The organism is Vibrio alginolyticus NBRC 15630 = ATCC 17749 (genome assembly GCF_000354175.2).
In the GTDB taxonomy this organism is placed as follows: Bacteria; Pseudomonadota; Gammaproteobacteria; order Enterobacterales; family Vibrionaceae; genus Vibrio; species Vibrio alginolyticus.
This window is the reverse complement of record NC_022349.1, coordinates 1,004,977-1,022,434: the sequence shown is the minus strand read 5'-3', so window position 1 is coordinate 1,022,434 and position 17,458 is coordinate 1,004,977. Positions and strand designations below refer to the sequence as shown.

The 17,458-nt window shown below is 44.2% G+C and carries 19 protein-coding genes; 15 read left to right on the top strand and 4 right to left on the bottom strand.

The features are described 5' to 3' along the window. Positions 1-1,701 carry an ATP-binding protein gene (locus N646_RS04565; RefSeq protein WP_017820446.1) on the top strand — a complete coding sequence of 567 codons (1,701 nt, stop codon included), beginning with the start codon at positions 1-3 and terminating at the stop codon, positions 1,699-1,701. Positions 1,702-2,066: 365 nt separating this feature from the next. On the opposite strand, the gene pabB is transcribed toward N646_RS04565, so the two are convergent. Next, positions 2,067-3,431, bottom strand: a complete 1,365-nt coding sequence (pabB, locus tag N646_RS04560; RefSeq protein ID WP_017820445.1) for an aminodeoxychorismate synthase component I — start codon at positions 3,429-3,431, stop codon at positions 2,067-2,069. Between the two features lie 270 nt (positions 3,432-3,701). On the opposite strand from pabB, the gene N646_RS04555 reads away from it, so the two are divergent. From N646_RS04555 to N646_RS04520, 8 genes are all read left to right on the top strand, one after another. Then, positions 3,702-5,219, top strand: a complete 1,518-nt coding sequence (locus N646_RS04555; RefSeq protein ID WP_017820444.1) for a fumarate hydratase — start codon at positions 3,702-3,704, stop codon at positions 5,217-5,219. 174 nt (positions 5,220-5,393) lie between these two features. After that, positions 5,394-5,579, top strand: a complete 186-nt coding sequence (locus tag N646_RS04550) for a hypothetical protein (protein WP_005376906.1) — start codon at positions 5,394-5,396, stop codon at positions 5,577-5,579. Positions 5,580-5,834: 255 nt separating this feature from the next. Continuing rightward, positions 5,835-7,211: a YcjX family GTP-binding protein gene (locus N646_RS04545; RefSeq protein ID WP_017820443.1), complete on the top strand. Its 1,377-nt coding sequence runs from the start codon at positions 5,835-5,837 to the stop codon at positions 7,209-7,211. Continuing rightward, positions 7,208-8,248 carry a YcjF family protein gene (locus N646_RS04540; RefSeq protein WP_005388274.1) on the top strand — a complete coding sequence of 347 codons (1,041 nt, stop codon included), beginning with the start codon at positions 7,208-7,210 and terminating at the stop codon, positions 8,246-8,248. Before N646_RS04545 ends, N646_RS04540 begins: the two co-directional genes overlap by 4 nt. 100 nt (positions 8,249-8,348) lie before the next feature. Beyond that, the gene (tyrR, locus tag N646_RS04535; RefSeq protein WP_017820442.1) at positions 8,349-9,893 is read left to right on the top strand and encodes a transcriptional regulator TyrR; all 1,545 of its coding nucleotides are present in this window, start codon (positions 8,349-8,351) and stop codon (positions 9,891-9,893) included. A 36-nt stretch (positions 9,894-9,929) separates the two neighbouring features. After that, a complete protein-coding gene (gene rimJ / locus N646_RS04530; RefSeq protein WP_017820441.1) occupies positions 9,930-10,514 on the top strand; it encodes a ribosomal protein S5-alanine N-acetyltransferase in 585 nt (194 codons plus the stop codon). Between the two features lies 1 nt (position 10,515). Next, on the top strand, positions 10,516-11,103 hold the full coding sequence (locus N646_RS04525; RefSeq protein ID WP_005376917.1) for an HD domain-containing protein: 588 nt from the start codon (positions 10,516-10,518) through the stop codon (positions 11,101-11,103). A 13-nt stretch (positions 11,104-11,116) separates the two neighbouring features. Next, positions 11,117-11,590, top strand: coding sequence for a DUF2947 domain-containing protein (locus tag N646_RS04520; protein ID WP_017820440.1), 474 nt, complete (start codon positions 11,117-11,119; stop codon positions 11,588-11,590). 43 nt (positions 11,591-11,633) lie between these two features. Here N646_RS04520 and N646_RS04515 read toward each other — a convergent pair whose 3' ends face one another. Then, on the bottom strand, positions 11,634-12,596 hold the full coding sequence (locus N646_RS04515; RefSeq protein ID WP_017636093.1) for an integron integrase: 963 nt from the start codon (positions 12,594-12,596) through the stop codon (positions 11,634-11,636). Between the two features lie 239 nt (positions 12,597-12,835). Between N646_RS04515 and N646_RS04510 the strand changes: the two genes are divergently transcribed. The 5 genes from N646_RS04510 to N646_RS04490 all read left to right on the top strand — a co-directional run bounded on the left by N646_RS04510 (position 12,836) and on the right by N646_RS04490 (position 15,724). Then, positions 12,836-13,378 (top strand): GNAT family N-acetyltransferase, encoded by a 543-nt coding sequence (locus tag N646_RS04510; RefSeq protein ID WP_017820439.1) that lies wholly within the window; start codon positions 12,836-12,838, stop codon positions 13,376-13,378. Positions 13,379-13,526: 148 nt separating this feature from the next. Further along, positions 13,527-13,847, top strand: coding sequence for a hypothetical protein (locus N646_RS04505; RefSeq protein WP_017820438.1), 321 nt, complete (start codon positions 13,527-13,529; stop codon positions 13,845-13,847). Positions 13,848-14,003: 156 nt separating this feature from the next. Beyond that, a complete protein-coding gene (locus N646_RS04500) occupies positions 14,004-14,423 on the top strand; it encodes a GNAT family N-acetyltransferase (protein ID WP_017822044.1) in 420 nt (139 codons plus the stop codon). Positions 14,424-14,636: 213 nt separating this feature from the next. Further along, positions 14,637-14,945 (top strand): transposase, encoded by a 309-nt coding sequence (locus N646_RS04495; protein ID WP_004413754.1) that lies wholly within the window; start codon positions 14,637-14,639, stop codon positions 14,943-14,945. A 47-nt stretch (positions 14,946-14,992) separates the two neighbouring features. Further along, complete coding sequence (locus N646_RS04490) at positions 14,993-15,724, top strand: IS3 family transposase (RefSeq protein WP_431188248.1); 732 nt, start codon at positions 14,993-14,995, stop codon at positions 15,722-15,724. Between the two features lie 40 nt (positions 15,725-15,764). On the opposite strand, the gene N646_RS04485 is transcribed toward N646_RS04490, so the two are convergent. Together N646_RS04485 and N646_RS04480 are read right to left on the bottom strand one after the other, a co-directional pair. Continuing rightward, positions 15,765-16,055, bottom strand: coding sequence for a type II toxin-antitoxin system RelE family toxin (locus tag N646_RS04485; RefSeq protein WP_005377002.1), 291 nt, complete (start codon positions 16,053-16,055; stop codon positions 15,765-15,767). After that, on the bottom strand, positions 16,045-16,293 hold the full coding sequence (locus tag N646_RS04480) for a type II toxin-antitoxin system Phd/YefM family antitoxin (RefSeq protein ID WP_005377003.1): 249 nt from the start codon (positions 16,291-16,293) through the stop codon (positions 16,045-16,047). The genes N646_RS04485 and N646_RS04480 overlap by 11 nt, the downstream gene beginning before the upstream one ends. A 203-nt stretch (positions 16,294-16,496) precedes the next feature. Here N646_RS04480 and N646_RS04475 point away from each other — a divergent pair, with 203 nt between their 5' ends. Next, positions 16,497-17,102 carry a hypothetical protein gene (locus N646_RS04475; protein ID WP_017822041.1) on the top strand — a complete coding sequence of 202 codons (606 nt, stop codon included), beginning with the start codon at positions 16,497-16,499 and terminating at the stop codon, positions 17,100-17,102. Positions 17,103-17,458: the final 356 nt, after the last annotated feature.

Sequence of the window (17,458 nt, the reverse complement as noted above, 5' to 3'; positions counted from 1 at the left end):
ATGACGGGAAGTTCCTCATTAGAAAGGAAACTCAAACGAGAAGTTGCATCAAGAAAAGCAGCTGAGCAGCTGTTGGAACAGAAAAGCTTAGAGTTATATGAATCCAACCAGCAACTCAGTGTTGCATTGAAAAAGCTAGAGCTGAAATCTAAAAAGGATCTTCGTAAGTTTGAGTTTGAAGAGCAAATTGATGCGACGTTGATTAAGTTCGGTCGTACTTTTTTATCGAGCACGTTCGATGAAGCAATGATAGCGAGCTTTATTGAGCAGCTTACTTCTAACTCGATCATTTCTGCGGCTTACTTGTTTCTTGACGCTACAAAGCTGAGCTCATTGCGTCGTCATCACTTTGGTCACATACAGCTTCGTCATAACAACGAGATTTTCACCACTCCTAATTGGCAGGGAGAGAATTTGCATTTGCCAGTTATCATTGATGGGGAAACGGTTGGGGAGTTGATTTTCTCTGTGTTGCAAGATCAAATCGATCAGTCTTTTATTTCCAAACAGATGGAGCTCGTGTCTGACTTAGTTCATGGTGTTATTGGTCGACACTTAAGTTTAGAGCGAGAGGTCGAGCTGAGAAAGCGGGCTGAGGAATCAGAAAAAGCGACGAAGGAGTTTGTCGCCATGATTAACCATGAGCTGCGAACTCCTCTCAATGGCGTATTGGGTAGTGCGGAGTTATTGAGTCGAACCCAATTAGAAGAAGAGCAGCGTCAATACTTGAGCAATCTGACTCAATCAGGGGACTTATTGAGAGTGATCATTAATGATCTTCTTGATTTCAGTAAGATGAATGCCGGTATGATGGAAATCATACATAAAGTTTTTGCCTGGGAGGAGCTTGAAAAAGCCATCATGGGTGTATTTGCCGCTAAGGCTGCGGAAAAACGCATCCATTTCTCTATCGACAAAAAGCTGGGGATCCCTGAGTTTTTAGTCGGTGACTTAGAGCGCATTACACAAATTTTGGTTAACTTGGTGGGAAACGCGATTAAGTTTACTCACTTGGGTGGTGTCGTGTTACGGGTGGAATGGCTTAACGGCACGGCTTATTTTGAGGTTGAAGACACTGGTATTGGCATCCCAATAAAAGCACAGCCGTCACTCTTTGATCCATTTGTCCAAGTTGATCGCTCGGCGAAACGCAGCTTTGAAGGCTCAGGTTTAGGTCTCGCGATTTGTAAAAACCTCGTGGATTTGATGCAAGGTCAAATTAGCTTTGAGAGTGAAGAGCGCAAAGGGACAACTTTTAAAGTTGCTATTCCTCTTGAGGAAGGGCAAGCACAAGGCACAGCAGAGGGGGAATTGGTCACTATAGAGCGAAGCGATTTAGCAGGACGCTCAATATTAGTGGTTGATGACATCAGAATGAATCAAGTCATTGTTACTCAAATGCTGAAAAAACTCGACATTACACCTGATTTAAAAGCCAACGGAAAAGAAGCATTAGAAGCGGTGAAAAGTAAAGACTACGAACTGATATTCATGGACTGCCGAATGCCAGAAATGGATGGTTATGAGGCGACGATGTATCTGAGAGAGCGTGGCTTTACTCATCCTATTATTGCATTAACCGCTGGCACTACCATCGAAGAGCGTCAAAAGTGCATTGATTCAGGCATGGACGACATACTCACTAAGCCGTACACCGCAACCGATATCGAACAGATTATGTGTAAGTGGCTTGAGCAGTAGACGCTGCCTCTTAAAAAGTATGTTTGTTGGCCAACGGCTAAAAGCTAAAGTACATGCAAATAAAACACACAAAAAAACGCACCAAACTGGATAATGCCGCTCGTTTAACGATGTTTTTTGGGTCATTCTAGCGAGCCTTGGCGAGACTAAGAATCTAGTAGCAACACGATGAGCGGGTAATGAAACAAATTTGACCACAAAGTGCTTGAATAGAAGAACCTGTATCACGCTCCTTCGTCGCTGTGCAGGGTGATGAGATACAGAAATATGCCACTCGCTGTTAAATGAGCGGCATTATCCGTTCTGGAGGCGTTTTAGATTGTTTTCGTCAATAGCATTAAAGCGGCGTTGTGTGCTGTTGAAACCTACGATTGCAGCGCTGGCAAAATCTTTGAAAGCTTATCCAACGTTTCTTGATACTCAGAGGCGCAATCGCTATCTGCCACGACGCCGCCGCCAGCCCAAGCGTAAAGTTTGTTTTTTTCCGCTACAAGAGTTCGGATAGTAATGCTGGTGTCCATACGACCATGGCGTGAAATGTAGCCAATACTGCCGCAATACGCGCTGCGTCGATGCGGCTCCAGTTCTTCAATAATCTGCATTGCGCGAACTTTAGGTGCTCCCGTAATTGAACCGCCTGGAAAACACGCTCGCAGCAAATCCGCAGGAGCGTATTGTTCATCCAAATTTGCACGAATGGTGCTCACCAAATGATGCACGGCAGGGAAGCTTTCAATATCGAACAACTTTGGCACGTGGACGCTACCCGGTGATGCAACTCGACCAATATCATTACGCAGCAAATCGACAATCATCAGGTTTTCTGCCTGATCTTTTTCCGCTGTCTGCAAGTCATGGGCATTAGCGTTATCTTTCGTTGGATCTTCGCTGCGTGGGCGAGTACCTTTGATTGGTTTTGTTTCAATGACGCGATCTTTGAGCTCTAAAAAGCGCTCTGGAGAGATACTCAAAATCGAAGACTCAGGCATACGGATAAACGCTGAGAATGGCGCTTGGTTGGCGGACTCCAATTTCAGATACGCTTGCCACTCGCTGCCTTGATACGGTGCGTTAAAGCGCTGCGCCAAATTTATCTGATAACAGTCACCGCTCAACAAGTATTCTTGCACCTTGTCAAAGCGAGTAGCGTAGCTCTCTTTCGTCATGTTTGACTGCCAAGCACCAGACAAAGCGAAGTCAACGGTTTGTTCTGCTTTTTGCTCGTTTAACCACTGCCAAGCTTGCTCGATATTCTGACCAACTAGGCATGCTTTTTTAAGCTTGTGGTCAACAACAACGGCCCATTCATACAGACCTACCGCCATATCCGGCGTGTTGAGATCTTTTTCTGCCACTTCTGGCATCGTTTCTACGCGGCGACCTAAATCGTAACTGAAGTAACCGAGCGCACCACCAACAAAAGGCAAATCCAATTCTTTATTTAACTCTACGTGAGGAAGCCACTGTTCTTGCAATTGATGAAGCAGCGTGAATGGGTCATCTTGAGTTGAATAGGCATTCGATGGCGTTTCAACTTGTGTGTTGTCGGCAGTGGTTTCTAACGTTGCAATCGGGTTGGCGACCAACACATCGAAGCGGCTATCGATATGCGTTTTTGATGCAGAACGCAGCAACATCGCCCAAGGTAGGTGTTGAATGCGAGAAAAAAGGTGAAGAGCAAACTCTGGTGCGTATTCCAACGCTTTAAAATCAATGAATTGATTGTCCATGTTGTTCATTTGTGTAATTTGTGACAAAGAGATCGTTCACTGCATGGCATGTCATGGGCAGCAAGAGTATCATATTCCTCTGTGTAGCCAAACTCCCTCTATTCATAGGGTTTTGAGATGGTTTACAAGTAGGCAACTTCAGCATTTCGTGTGTCGATATCAGCCGTTCGACAATTGTTTATAAAAAACGAAGCTCAAAAGAGCAATAAGCTCAACAAACACGATTGAAGCTAAGCCAATAATGGAAGCATAACTATAACGAGGCATGTAATGACGGTAATACGCAAGCAGGATGTGATCAGCAGTGTCGCTGATGCGCTACAGTATATTTCTTACTACCACCCGCTAGACTTTGTTCAAGCTCTTGAAAAAGCCTATCACCGCGAAGAGAGTCAAGCCGCGAAAGACGCGATTGCTCAGATCCTAATTAACTCCCGAATGTCCGCAGAAGGTCACCGTCCAATTTGTCAGGATACTGGTATTGTGACGTGTTTCGTCAACATCGGTATGGGCGTGCAATGGGATTCGACCGACATGACGGTTCAGCAGATGGTAGATGAAGGTGTTCGACAAGCGTACACGAACCCTGATAACCCGTTGCGTGCGTCAGTACTTATGGACCCTGCTGGTAAACGTATTAATACCAAAGACAACACGCCTGCCGTCGTACATATCAACATGGTTCCGGGCGATAAAGTTGAAATTCAGATCGCTGCGAAGGGCGGCGGTAGCGAAAACAAAACTAAGATGGTGATGCTAAACCCATCTGACGATATTGCTGAGTGGGTAGAAAAAACGCTACCAACTATGGGGGCGGGCTGGTGTCCTCCTGGCATGCTTGGCATTGGTATCGGCGGTACGGCTGAAAAAGCAGCGGTATTGGCAAAAGAATCTCTAATGGAACACATCGATATTCAAGAGCTTATCGACCGTGGTCCACAAAACGCAGAAGAAGAGCTTCGTTTGGATATCTTCAATCGCGTGAACAAACTTGGTATCGGTGCGCAAGGTCTTGGCGGTTTGACGACTGTTGTCGACGTTAAAATCAAAACTGCGCCAACGCACGCGGCTTCTAAGCCTGTTTGTTTGATCCCGAACTGTGCGGCGACTCGTCACGTACACTTCACGCTTGATGGTAGCGGCCCAGCAGAGCTAGCACCACCTAAACTAGAAGATTGGCCAGATATCACTTGGGAAGCGGGCGAAAATACGCGTCGCGTAAACTTAGACACAATTACTAAAGAAGAAGTACAAGAGTGGAAGACAGGCGAAACGGTTCTTCTATCAGGTAAAATTCTGACTGGTCGTGATGCTGCGCATAAACGTATTCAAGGCATGCTAGATAACGGTGAAGGTCTACCTGAAGGCGTAGATCTAAACGGTAAGTTCATTTACTACGTAGGCCCTGTCGATGCAGTTGGTGATGAAGTCGTTGGTCCTGCTGGCCCAACAACATCTACGCGTATGGATAAATTCACCGACATGATGCTAGAAAAGACCGGCATCATGGGCATGATCGGTAAAGCTGAGCGTGGCCCTGCAACGGTTGAATCTATCAAGAATCACAAAGCGGTTTACCTAATGGCTGTCGGTGGCGCTGCGTACTTGGTGGCGAAAGCGATCAAGAAAGCTCGCGTTGTCGCATTTGAAGATTTAGGTATGGAAGCGATTTACGAATTTGAAGTTGAAGATATGCCAGTAACAGTGGCTGTCGACTCAAATGGTGTTAACGCGCACCAAATTGGTCCAGACACTTGGAAAGTGAAAATTCAAGAGATGGAAGCATAAGGCAAAGGGCAATCTTGCTGCGTCTCAGTAGAGAGAATGTGACAAGGTGCTGATTTACCTAGCAAACAATTGACAAAAGTGCAGCGAAACCTGCACTTTTTGTCTATATAATTAAGGATATAAACCTTTAGGCATAGCAATCAAACGTTATGCGAACAATAATTAGGAGACGGCATGCCTCGTTTTATTCAGATTCTACAAATTATTCTTGCTGTAGTGATAGGTGGCTTTGTTGGCTATGACTTGATTCTTCACGGTATCAGCATCTTTGATGAAAAGTACGTGACCATCACATGTGTGTTGTGGTTGATTTTAGAAATCGCTCTATTTGTTATCTATAAGTTAATCGAAGACGACTAGGCTTAAAGAAAGCGGGTTCCTGTTTAACATAGTAATCAGCGCATATAGAGTTACTAATGCTGTAGATTAAGTAAGCCTCTGAACCACTCAGGGGCTTTTCTTTTTTAACACAGCATTAAGCCGGATGTTTTGTTCATCTTTTATTAAGGTATATAAAGTTAAACTCATAGGATTCGGGATAGAACAGTATTCATAGCTCGAAATTCGAAGTCGCTGACAACGTTGTTTTAAAGTGGAGTAAGATAAAGAAGCGTAATGAAGAGAATAAAGAAAGAAGTTAATGACTTTATCAACAGAGGTATGGACTCTAATGTTCGAATTGCTGTCACCGGACTTTCTCGTGCCGGTAAGACGGCATTCATCACGTCATTAGTGAATCAGCTTCTTCATACTGCAACCCATGACAATTTGCCTCTTTTGACTGCGGCTAGAGATAAGCGCCTTATTGGGGCGAAGCGTGAGCCTCAATCGAATATGATGGTGCCACGCTTTGCTTACGATGAGGCGATGAGCCAAATTCATGCCACTCCACCTCAGTGGCCAGTACCGACACGTGATGTGAGTGAGATTCGCTTAGCGCTCAAGTACAAACCAAATAAAACTACGAAAAAGCTGTTGAGTAAAACCGCAATTTTAAATGTTGATATTATCGACTATCCAGGAGAGTGGTTGCTCGACCTGCCTTTATTGGACATGGACTTTGCAACGTGGTCGCAAACTCAGTTTGATGCACTTAAAGGCCAGCGTGGCGATTTAGCCAAAGCTTGGCTTTCTGAACTGGAGAAAGTGGATCTCTTTGCAGAAGTGAATGATAAACTACTTGAGAAAGTTGCACACACATACACAGAGTACCTTCATTCTTGTAAAGACTCTGGCCTTCATTGGGTTCAGCCTGGCCGCTTTGTATTACCTGGTGAGCTAGCAGGCGCGCCGGTGCTACAGTTTTTCCCGTGTCGTGTTGATTCAGAAAGCAAAGCGCCCAAGGGCAGTAACTTAGCGATGCTAGAAGCCCGTTTTCAGGAATACCAACAGAAAGTCGTGAAAGCGTTTTATAAGCATCATTTTGCGACCTTCGATCGCCAGATTGTACTGGTGGATTGTTTGCAGCCTCTCAATGCTGGTGATGAAGCGTTTTACGACATGCGCCAAGCGCTAGAACAGATCATGCATAGCTTCCGTTATGGTCGTAGTAGCTTTTTGCGTCGTTTGTTCTCACCAAAAATCGACAAAGTGTTGTTTGCTGCTACAAAAGCGGATCATATCACGCCCGATCAGCACCCAAATTTGGTGTCTCTGCTCCAACAAATGGTGCATCCAGCGTGGCAAACGGCAGCCTACGAGAATATTGAGATGAGCTGCATGAGTATCGCTTCCATCCAAGCAACCACGACGGGGTTTATTTCCTCTGGAGATAAGACCATCCCGGCGTTACAAGGAACAACATTGGGTGGTGAGCCGATGACTATGTTTCCCGGAGAGGTGCCGAAAAAGCTACCAAATGCAGCGTATTGGCAAAACAACGGGTTTGATTTTACGTCGTTTCGTCCGATGCCCTCACCGAATGATGAGCCAATGAAGCACATACGCTTAGACAAAGCATTGGATTACCTGATTGGAGATAAATTGAAATGAGTGAGTTGAAGCAAAAACAAGTTTTCTCTGAAAAGGTAATGGAAAAAGAGCAGCAATCGAATCAACCGGAGTTGACGGCGCAGCAAACATTCGGCGAAAAAGAAACATTTGTACCTGTTGAAGTTAAAGAAGCGCACCAGGAGACCGAACAGGAATTGCAACTCGAGCATGTCATTCGTCCAAAATCGGGCAGAAAATGGCTCGCGACTGGCGCATTTGCAACTTTTGCTGGTCTGGTTGGCTGGCAAGCGGTGGACTCGGTTATAACCGCAATTCAGGCTTCTGATTGGCTAGCCTTAAGCTGGACGGGGTTTATTGCTGCGATCGCTTCGCTTGGTTTAGGAGCTATGGGTAAAGAGCTTTGGAAACTGCGAAAACTACGAAATCATTTTAGTGTTCAAGAAGAAGCAGAAGCACTTGTTAATAGTGAGAGCGTTGGGAAAGGGAAAGCCTTTTGCGAAACCGTAGCAGAACAAAGTGGTGTGATGGCAGAGAATCCGGGCTTTGATCGTTGGCAGAACAGTATTAACCCTGCTCATAGTGACGCTGAAATTCTTGATATGTATGACTCGATGGTTGTGAGCCAACAAGACAAGTTGGCAACGAAAATCGTATCACAGCACGCAACCGAGTGTGCGGCCCTAGTCGCCGTGAGCCCTCTGGCTGCCGCTGATATGTTGCTGGTGGCTTGGCGAAATTTCAAAATGATCGACAACCTCTCCAAGGTATATGGGGTAGAGCTAGGTTATGCATCTCGCATCAAGTTACTAAGAGCGGTATTTGTCAATATGGCGGCGGCTGGTGCCAGTGAGCTCGCTATTGATGCCAGTATGGATTTGATGTCGATGGATCTTGCTGGCAAAGTTTCTGCTCGTGCGGGGCAGGGACTAGGTGTTGGTATTCTAACGGCACGTTTGGGCTTGAAAGCGATGACCTTATTGCGTCCACTACCCTGGTATCCTGACCGTCAGGTTAAGTTGGGCACCATACGCAAGGCAGTGGCGGCGAAAGTTGCATCAATTACGATGAAACCGTAACGAATATCAACTTTGATGGATAGGATTGCTTGACGCCATTCCAAGCATGATAGAAACTACTGTCAACTTTTCCTGACAGTTGTGAATTGGGATATTTTAAGTGCGTCTTGAAGTCTTATGTGAAGATCGACTCGGCTTGACCCGAGAACTGCTCGATATTTTAGCGTCTAAAAGCATCGACTTGCGTGGTATCGAAATCGATATTAGCGGTATTATCTATTTGAATTGCCCAGATATTGATTTTGATACGTTTAGTGAGCTGATGGCTGAAATCCGCCGTATTCCGGGGGTGAAAGACGTACGTAAAATCCAGTTTATGCCGATGGAGCGCCACAATACGGAGCTGCTCTCGTTAGTTGATAACTTGCCCGATCCGGTTTTTGCCATTGATCTTAAAGGTGCCGTAGACATGGCAAACATGTCTGCACTTTCATTGCTTGGCCTTCACAAGCAAGAAGTGATTGGTACTCAAATCGGTGCTTTGTTACCAAGTGTTCGTTTCTCTCGTTGGTCTGAAGGTGTTAATGGTCGAACGCGGGAAAACCTTGTGATTGATGGCTTGGACTATGTTCTAGAGTTGATGCCCGTTTATATCCGAGACGAAGCGCAAAACTCGACTCTAGCGAGTACTCTAATGACGATTCGCTCTAGTCAGCAAGTTGCCAGAATTGAAGAAGCACTACCGCTGCATAATCCTCTGGGTTTTGAGCACTTTGTTGGTATATCGAACCGTCATAAAGCACTAATGAACCAAGCTAAAAAGCTGTCTGTGCTTGACCAACCATTGTTGATTGAGGGCGAAACGGGGACTGGTAAAGAAATGCTTGCTAAAGCTTGCCACAGCCGTTCTAGCCGCGCGAGCAAGCCATTCCTTGTTTTGAGTTGTGCTTCGATGCCTGACGATGTAGCAGAAACCGAACTTTTTGGTCATGCGCCGGGTTCATTCAATCATGAACAAGGCCACAAAGGCATCTTTGAGCAAGCAAATGGCGGCACGGTATTTCTTGATGAAATCGGTGAAATGAGTTCGCACCTTCAAATCAAGCTGTTACGTTTTCTACAGGATGGTAATTTCCGTCGTGTCGGTGCAGAAGATGAGATGCATGTCGATGTTCGTATCATCGCTTCAACAAAACATAACCTTGCCGAGCTTTCTGAAGCAGGAATGTTCCGTGAAGATTTGTATTATCGTCTCAACGTACTTACGCTCAGCATTCCTCCGTTACGTAAGCGCTCAAACGACGTTGCACCATTGCTTGAGTTGTTTGTGGCGAAACATGCTCAACAGCTTGGGATTGATAAGCCAGAGTTTGATGATGGTCTAGTTGATGCCCTTGCAAATTATCAGTGGCCAGGAAACATGCGCCAGCTGGATAACATGGTTCTTCGAGCGCTCACGGAAATGGATGGTGATATACTAAACGCGGATCACTTCAATTTACCTCAGCCTCAGTCAGTCGGCGCTGGTAGTGCAACGCTTAACATCGACGGTTCTTTGGATGAGATCATGCGTGATTATGAATCTCAAGTTCTGGAACGTTTGTATCAGTCATTCCCATCAAGCCGCAAGCTTGCTAAGCGCTTGAATGTATCGCATACCTCAATCGCTAATAAACTGCGTGATTACGGTATACGTAAGAATTAATCGAATTGAACGAAAAGACGGAATTAATCATTTGTAATGGAAGATAACAGCTCATCTATCGCCGTTCATAAGTTGGACGGTGACTTGCTTCTTCGTACCGCTGAAATCGTTGACGCAGATATGATTGCCGAATATTTTCAAGCCAACCGAGAATACCTGAAACCGTTTGAACCGAAACGTGAAGAGGCTTTTTTCTCAGTGAACGGTTGGTTGCAAAAGCTTATCAAGCTCAATGAGCTGCATCGAATGGGATTGGGGTATTATTGCCTTTTAGTCAGAGCCTCTTCGGGTGAAATGCTAGGTACGATATCCTTTAGTAGTTTGAGTCGTTTTCCTTTTTATTCTTGTAACGTCGGATATTCTCTCGCTGAAAAAGCGCAAGGGCATGGTTATATGCGTCGTGGATTAACCATGGCTTGCGACTACATGTTTAACGTTCAGAAACTGCATCGTATTCAAGCTGGCTACATGCCTCACAATAAACGCAGTGAATCTGTGCTAGAGCATGTAGGGTTCAACCGAGAAGGGTATGCAAAAGATTACCTTTTGATTAATGGTGAGTGGCAAGACCACGTTCTAACGTCGCTTATTAATCCGAATTGGCAGCCAGAAGGGCGATAGTATGGAACGATTGGAAAAGCAGTTAGCACTTGTAATCGAGCTCGATAAACTCAAAAGCATTTTGCGCCGAACTCGAGTTAAAAGTGCTGAAGGGCGCCTCGAAAATAGTGGTGAGCATAGTTGGCATGTCGCACTGATGGCAATATTGATGGAAGAGCATGCGAATGCACCTGTTGATATTTGCCGAGTGATGAAAATGTTATTGATACATGACGTAGTAGAGATCGACGCGGGCGATACCTTTGTTTATGATACTGCTGCGTCTCAAGAGCAAGCAGAAAAAGAAATCAGAGCCGCAGAGCGCTTGTTTGGTATGTTACCCAGCGATCAGGAGCAAGAGCTATTGGCGCTTTGGCATGAATTTGAAGCCGCGCAGACCGATGATGCTAAGTATGCAAAAGCACTCGATCGGTTAATTCCAATGCTCTTGAACTACCATAATAATGGTCAGAGTTGGAAGGAACATGGTGTCTCACGCGAACAAGCACTTACCATTAATAAACGAATTGAATTTGGCTCTGTTACCTTATGGGACAAAGCGAAAGAGTTGATTGAAGAAGCCACAGAGAAAGGTTGGCTGAAATCGTAATAAAGGAGACTGAATGTCTTATTTGCCTTTGGACGAATACCAAAGAAAATGGATTTTTACGCATCAGTCGATGCCTGTGCCAGAAGAAGATTTGGCTTTTATTAAGCCGATGAGCCAAGCCCGCTCAGCACAATTTTGGAAAGAAAATATCAGTGCTCAAAGCCCTGATATGGATAGACTTAGTTCCCAAGACTGGCCAATGAATGAGGCGAATTGGTCTGAAACTGTGGATTGGATGGCTGCGTGGGAGTCGGACGATCCTGACATGCCAGTGGAAGCTGAGGCACATATCGATTGGCAAGACGATGTAACCGTTTACTTTTGCTACGAGAAGTACAATGTCATCGAAACGAAATGGTCTATTTTTAAAAAGCACTGGAAGAACTTTCTCTTTTATGACGATGGTCCGATACTAATAGGACGTCGCCGTTCGCAAGCACTTTGGTTTGATTCAAAAGGCAATGTGAAACTCGGTGTTCGTCAATAAAGAGTTATAAAACAAAGCCACCTTTCGAGGTGGCTTTGTTTTTCTAAAGGCTGGATAATGGACTCAACACACCACCAGCCCCGCGCTCGATAACGTGAGTATAGATTTGCGTGGTTTTTACATCAGTATGCCCTAATTGTTCCTGAACAGTTCTAATGTCTGCGCCAGATTCCAATAAATGCGTGGCAAAACTGTGTCTTAGTGTGTGGCAAGTTACAGTTTTCTCAATGCTTGCGTCGCTTGCCGCGCGCTTTACCGCTCTTTGTATTGCGCTTTCATTGATATGATGCCTTCTGAGTTCACCAGTGTCTCGATCTGCGCTTAACTTTGTTGATGGAAACAAAAAGTGCCAGTTAAAATCTAGCTCCGCTTTTGGGTATTTACGTCGTAAACCTTCAGAGATATATACGCCCGCATAACCAGGCATGTGCCTATCTTTAAAGTAGTAGTTTCTTGCTAAATTAACTTGAGCTTTGAGTGGTTCATGTAGTTCTTTGGCTAATGTGACTGTACGATTTTTACCTCCTTTTCCTTGCCAAACGCGAACTGCACCATAATCATAATCGATGTCTTGAACTCTTAAGCGTAAACATTCCATAACTCGAAGCCCGGAGCCGTAAAGTAGCTGAATATGGAGTCTATACCTCGGGTCGATATGCTGAACGAATCTTCGGATCTCCTCCCTGGTTAACACAACGGGAAGTTTCTTTTCGGTCAAGGATTTCTGAAATCTCATATCAAGTGATAGTGGGGTTTTAAAATAATCACGATATAAAAATGATATTGAGTTCAGCGCCAAAGCTTGCGTTTTTACCGCAACTTTTTCTTCTACCGCTAAGTAACTCAGAAATTGAATGACATCATCTTCTGCTAGTGTTGATGGGTGGGCGAGCTGGTGAAAAGTGATAAAACGTTTTATCCAAAATAGATAACTTTCGATAGTTTTATTCGCATAATGACGAGTAAGCATGTGCTCTTTTACACTAAGTAAAAACTGACTTTTCATGATAAATTAACCTGTTTATTTATACAGCTCCGTTAATGTATCACCACTTTTGAAATTAGCGTGCTGTGCGCCGCCTAATTGCGCGCGCCACCACACATATTCATACTGTTTTTCTATTTGTTTCATGCATATAAGTGCTACGATTGATAGCGCTTTTGATAAGAAAGAAGGCGGTAGCCTGCCAGAAAAACGGCAAATCGCCGTATAGAAAGCGTTAGGCTTCAAGGAGGAAGTTGTTAGTGTTGATACCACAATGGGAATCCAAAAATTTGGTTTTCACTGAGTTTTCAAGTGATGAGGCGGAGCTAGCCAAGTCAATCTTTGACAGTAACTTAAATGTAAAAGCAATGGACCCAACGTTTAGGGAATGGTCTATCACCGAGTATGAAAAATTAATAGCTGAAAGCAACAAGTCAAAATTATCTGACGAGCAAGGTGCATTTTACCTAAGAAAAATTAGCACAAAGAAAGGTCAAGTGGTTGGTTACATACAGATGGAGTTTCATGCTCCGTCAACTGGCACACTTTGGCTTCCTATGTTAACAATTCTACCGAGTTTTAAAGGTAAAGGCTTGGGTTCAGAAATAGTTAGTAGTGTTATCGCCGTAGCCTGTGAGTACGCAAATTTACACAACGTAGGTTTAAATGTTTATGCAGAAAACATTTCTGCTTTTAGGTTCTGGTACAGACAAGGTTTTACGCAAATTCGAGCTATCGATCAAGAAATAGAATTCGGCAAAGAATACAATTGCTTAGTGCTATATCGTGAGCTAGAAGCCTAACAAACGCTTTAAGACGGATTCGCAACGCGTGGCATTTGTGGTTTGCGGCAAATTTAGTGATTTAGGTGGTATGCGGAAACATCGGTATTGCGTTGCTCACCACTTAAGCGGGCGTTATAACTCATCCAAGTTCCGAGGAAATTTATACATGAAATACCAATATGTTAAATGTCGTATTGATGATGCAGTAGAAGAGTTGTGTATTGGAGCTGGAGATGCGAGAAGTCGCTTGCTTAGTGCCAATGAGGCGACTTCAAGTCTTTTAGATATTCACTTTCCCGAAGAGTTGCTTGGTGACTGGCGTTCAATACAAGAACGTATGACTAAAAGTGGTCCTAGAACTAACTTTGAAGGCAAAATGGTTGAAGGTGCTGTCGCTCATACAATGACTAAGATCCAAAATAAAACAGCGAGCAAAATTGCGGCGGATATATTGAAGCTACATAAGAAATTGCAGTCAGAATACTGAGTTATAACAAACAATTTAAGAGGGATTCCCAACGCTTGGCATTTTTGCTTCTATTTCAAATATAGTGTTTATGGCACAATGCTTCAGGTTTAGGTGGTAGCGTTGCTCACCCCTTAATTGGGCGTTATAAGCAAAGTCAGATTCAAAGGGTATCAAATGGAAATTGAGTATAAAGTTAACTGTCCAATTACAGCGGTACAGTTTATTGAATTGTTAGAAAAAACATCACTTGGTGTACGTAGACCGCTTGATGACAACCTTACAATTCAAGGTATGTTGGAAAATGCTAATCTAGTTGTTACTGCATGGTTTAACAACCAGCTCATCGGGATTGCACGTTCGGTGACTGACTTTCATTATTGTTGCTACCTTTCTGATCTAGCCGTCGATGAAAGTGTTCAATCTAGTGGTATCGGAAAAAATTTAATATTGATTACTAAAAAGCAACTAACTCCAAGCTGTAAGGTTATTTTATTATCGGCACCGCAAGCTGAAGGTTATTATCCAAAAATAGGTTTTGAACATCATCATAGTGCTTGGGTGTTATCGGAGGTTGAGCAATTAAAGAGCAGCTAGACATCGGTGCTATTTTGCTTATAACAAAGCGTTTAAGGCAGATTCGCAACGCGTGGCATTCTCAGTTCAAGTTGAGTTTTGTGTTTACGGTGTAGTTGTTTAGGTAAGGTGTAGGCGTCGCTCACTACTTAACGCGGCGTTATACCGCCGAGTACCCCACGTTTAGTAGACACTTTACTAAGTTAGATCTAGGGTCTAATTGAGAGGTGATTTATGGCTAAACATCGTAATCCAGCGTACACCGAAGAGTTCCGCAAAGAAGCAGTCCGCTTGGCCAGTCTTCCTGGCCGAACAGCCGTTTCCGTTGCCAAGGAGCTGGGCATCAGTGCCCAGCAGATCCGAAACTGGAAGCGCCAGTTCACACGCCTATCTGATAAACAGTTTAACACCTTAGACGGTGTCGATTACTCGAAGAAAGAGTCCGAAGAGCTTCGGGCGCTAAGGCGCGAGAACAAGCGACTCAAAGATGAAATGGAATTCCTAAAAAAGGTCTCGGCGTACTTCGCGAAGCAGCAAGAGTGAAGTACGAGTTCATCGAAAGCTATGTCGGTGAGTATTCCATTAGCTTAATGTGCCGCACCTTAGAAGTGAGTCGGGGCGGCTATTATAAGTGGTGCCATCATACGCCGAGTGAGCGTTCAAAGCGGCGAGAGCGCTTTGAACAGCTCGTCATGTGTACCTTTGCCCAATATCGGGCACGTTACGGCTCAGTGCGAATAGCCGAAGAGCTCAACGAAGCAGGCTATGCCTGCTGCGTGAATTATGTGGCTGCTATGACGAATGTTGCCGACAATTTACTGCGTAGAGACTTTGAGTCTGAGACGCCAAATCAGAAATGGGTTACGGACATTACGTATATCTGGGTGAAGAGCCGTTGGCTCTTCTTAGCGACAGTGATGGACTTGCATTCAAGACGCATTGTGGGTTGGTCGCTTGGGACAACGATGACCGTCGAGCTAATCACTAACGCTCTAAAAATGGCGTTTGAGTCACGTAAGCCGCCTAAGGGCGTCATTATCCACTCAGACCGTGGTGTACAATACAGAGCCTACAAATATCAAGACTTCATGCGTAAGCATGGAGGTGTACCGAGCATGAGTCGGCAGGGTAACTGCTGGGATAATGCGGTGATGGAGTCGTTCTACAGTCGACTGAAAGTCGAACTGATATACGCAGAAGACTATCAAACTGTCGAAGAAGCCCGAATGGGCATCTTCGAATACATCGAGGTATTTTACAATCGCAGAAGAAGACACTCAGCGTTGGGGCAGGTCAGCCCAGTTGAGTACGAAAGTATGTAGTTATGTACTGTCTACTTTTTGTGGGGTACACCAACCGCAATCAATCATCTAACCTTTTCATGGCTTTACGGTAAACATCGCTACGTTCGCGTTTTCCAACTGCTAAGACGGTTACAATGATGACATCGTCTTCAACTTTGTAGACGAGACGGTAGCCCGATTGACGCAACTTAATTTTATACATGTTGTCAGCTCCAGAAAGCTTTGAAGCCGGAACATGTGGGTTATCTAAGCGCTCGATTAGCTTTTTCTTAAATTGTTGTTGCAGAGTAGAGCCAAGCTTTTTCCACTCTTTGAGTGCACTCTTTTTAAAGTCGAGTTTATAGGTCATCAATATTTACCGAAATGCTCTCTTCAGATTCACGCTCTTTAGCGATAGCTAGTAGTTCCAGATCTTCGAGTCTGTCCATCATCATTTCGTACGCTTCGGCAGGCACGCAATAAAATGCTGGTTCATTTCGGTTTAATACAGCAACAGGTTCGCCGTAAGCACTAGTTGCAACTTTCATAGGGTTAGCTTTCAACTCAGTAATGCTTGCAGCAACATCGGCTAAAATTCTAGTGGTCATATAATCGGTCTCTTAAGTGGTTTTTATGTTGGTCATTTTAGCCTCAACCAAGCGGTATAACAAGTTGCTTAAGAGTGATTCGCAACCCGTGGCATTTTTACTATGTGTCGGTTTATGTGTTTAAGGTATTATGCGGAGGCTAAGGTATTGCGTTGCTCACACCTTAGCAAGGCGTTATGCGTTTTATCGACTAGAGGATTATCGTGTTTGAGAAATTAATTGTTGTCATTTTAGGCGGTTTGGTCGGTTTTCTTTTAACTATCCTCAAAGAGTCTGTTGCTGCGAAAAAGTCAAAAGCAGCAGAAACGTACTACCTTGCAATTATTGTCACGAGTAGTATCGAGCAGTTTATAGTCGGTTGTCGTGAAGTCGTCACTGATGATGGCACCGAAGATCAGAATGGATACACTTACTATCACTCGAAAACCCCAAGCTTTATTCCGTTAGAACTTGAGGTTGATTGGAAAATACTTCCCCAGGATTTACTCTACGATTTGTTAAACCTACCTCAATTGGTTCACGAAGCTAATTCATATATCTCAGCTGTAAGTGATTATGCTGCTACACCTCCTGATTTTGCGGAATTTTATGAGGCGAGAGCAACGAAATATGCTGCTTTAGGTTTATTAGCCATTCAAATGTCTGAGAAACTTAGAGAATTAGGTGGTTTGCCAAAGCGTAAAGTAGAAGAGTGGGGTGATCGGCAAACATTCTTGTTGGTTCTTCATGAGAACGAAGAAAGAGAAATAATGCGAAAAGAGTTTCAGCAGAAAATGCTAGATTCTTTGAAGGCTCAGGCACACGCATAACAAACAATTTAAGAGTGATTCCCCACGCTTGGCATTTTGAGTTTGGGTTAAGTTTAGTGTTTACGGCGTCTAATTTTAGTATCGTGGTCGCGTGGGTCACACCTTAATTGGGCGTTAACTGGCACAGAAAATACGAAAGCACATTGATACGGTTTCTAGGTTCGGAGGTTTAGCGTGTTCGGTCGGTTTCCTTAGCTGAGGTAATGCGACTAATTTCAGTTTGGTACTTAAGCTTACTGATGTGAAAGGCGGCATAAAGCCTTCTAATAATATAAGGCGTTCGCGATTAGTTCGGCGCACTTACATCGCCGAAGTATGGTGTTGTGAGACGCATTTCAAACTAAAGATCAACGGTA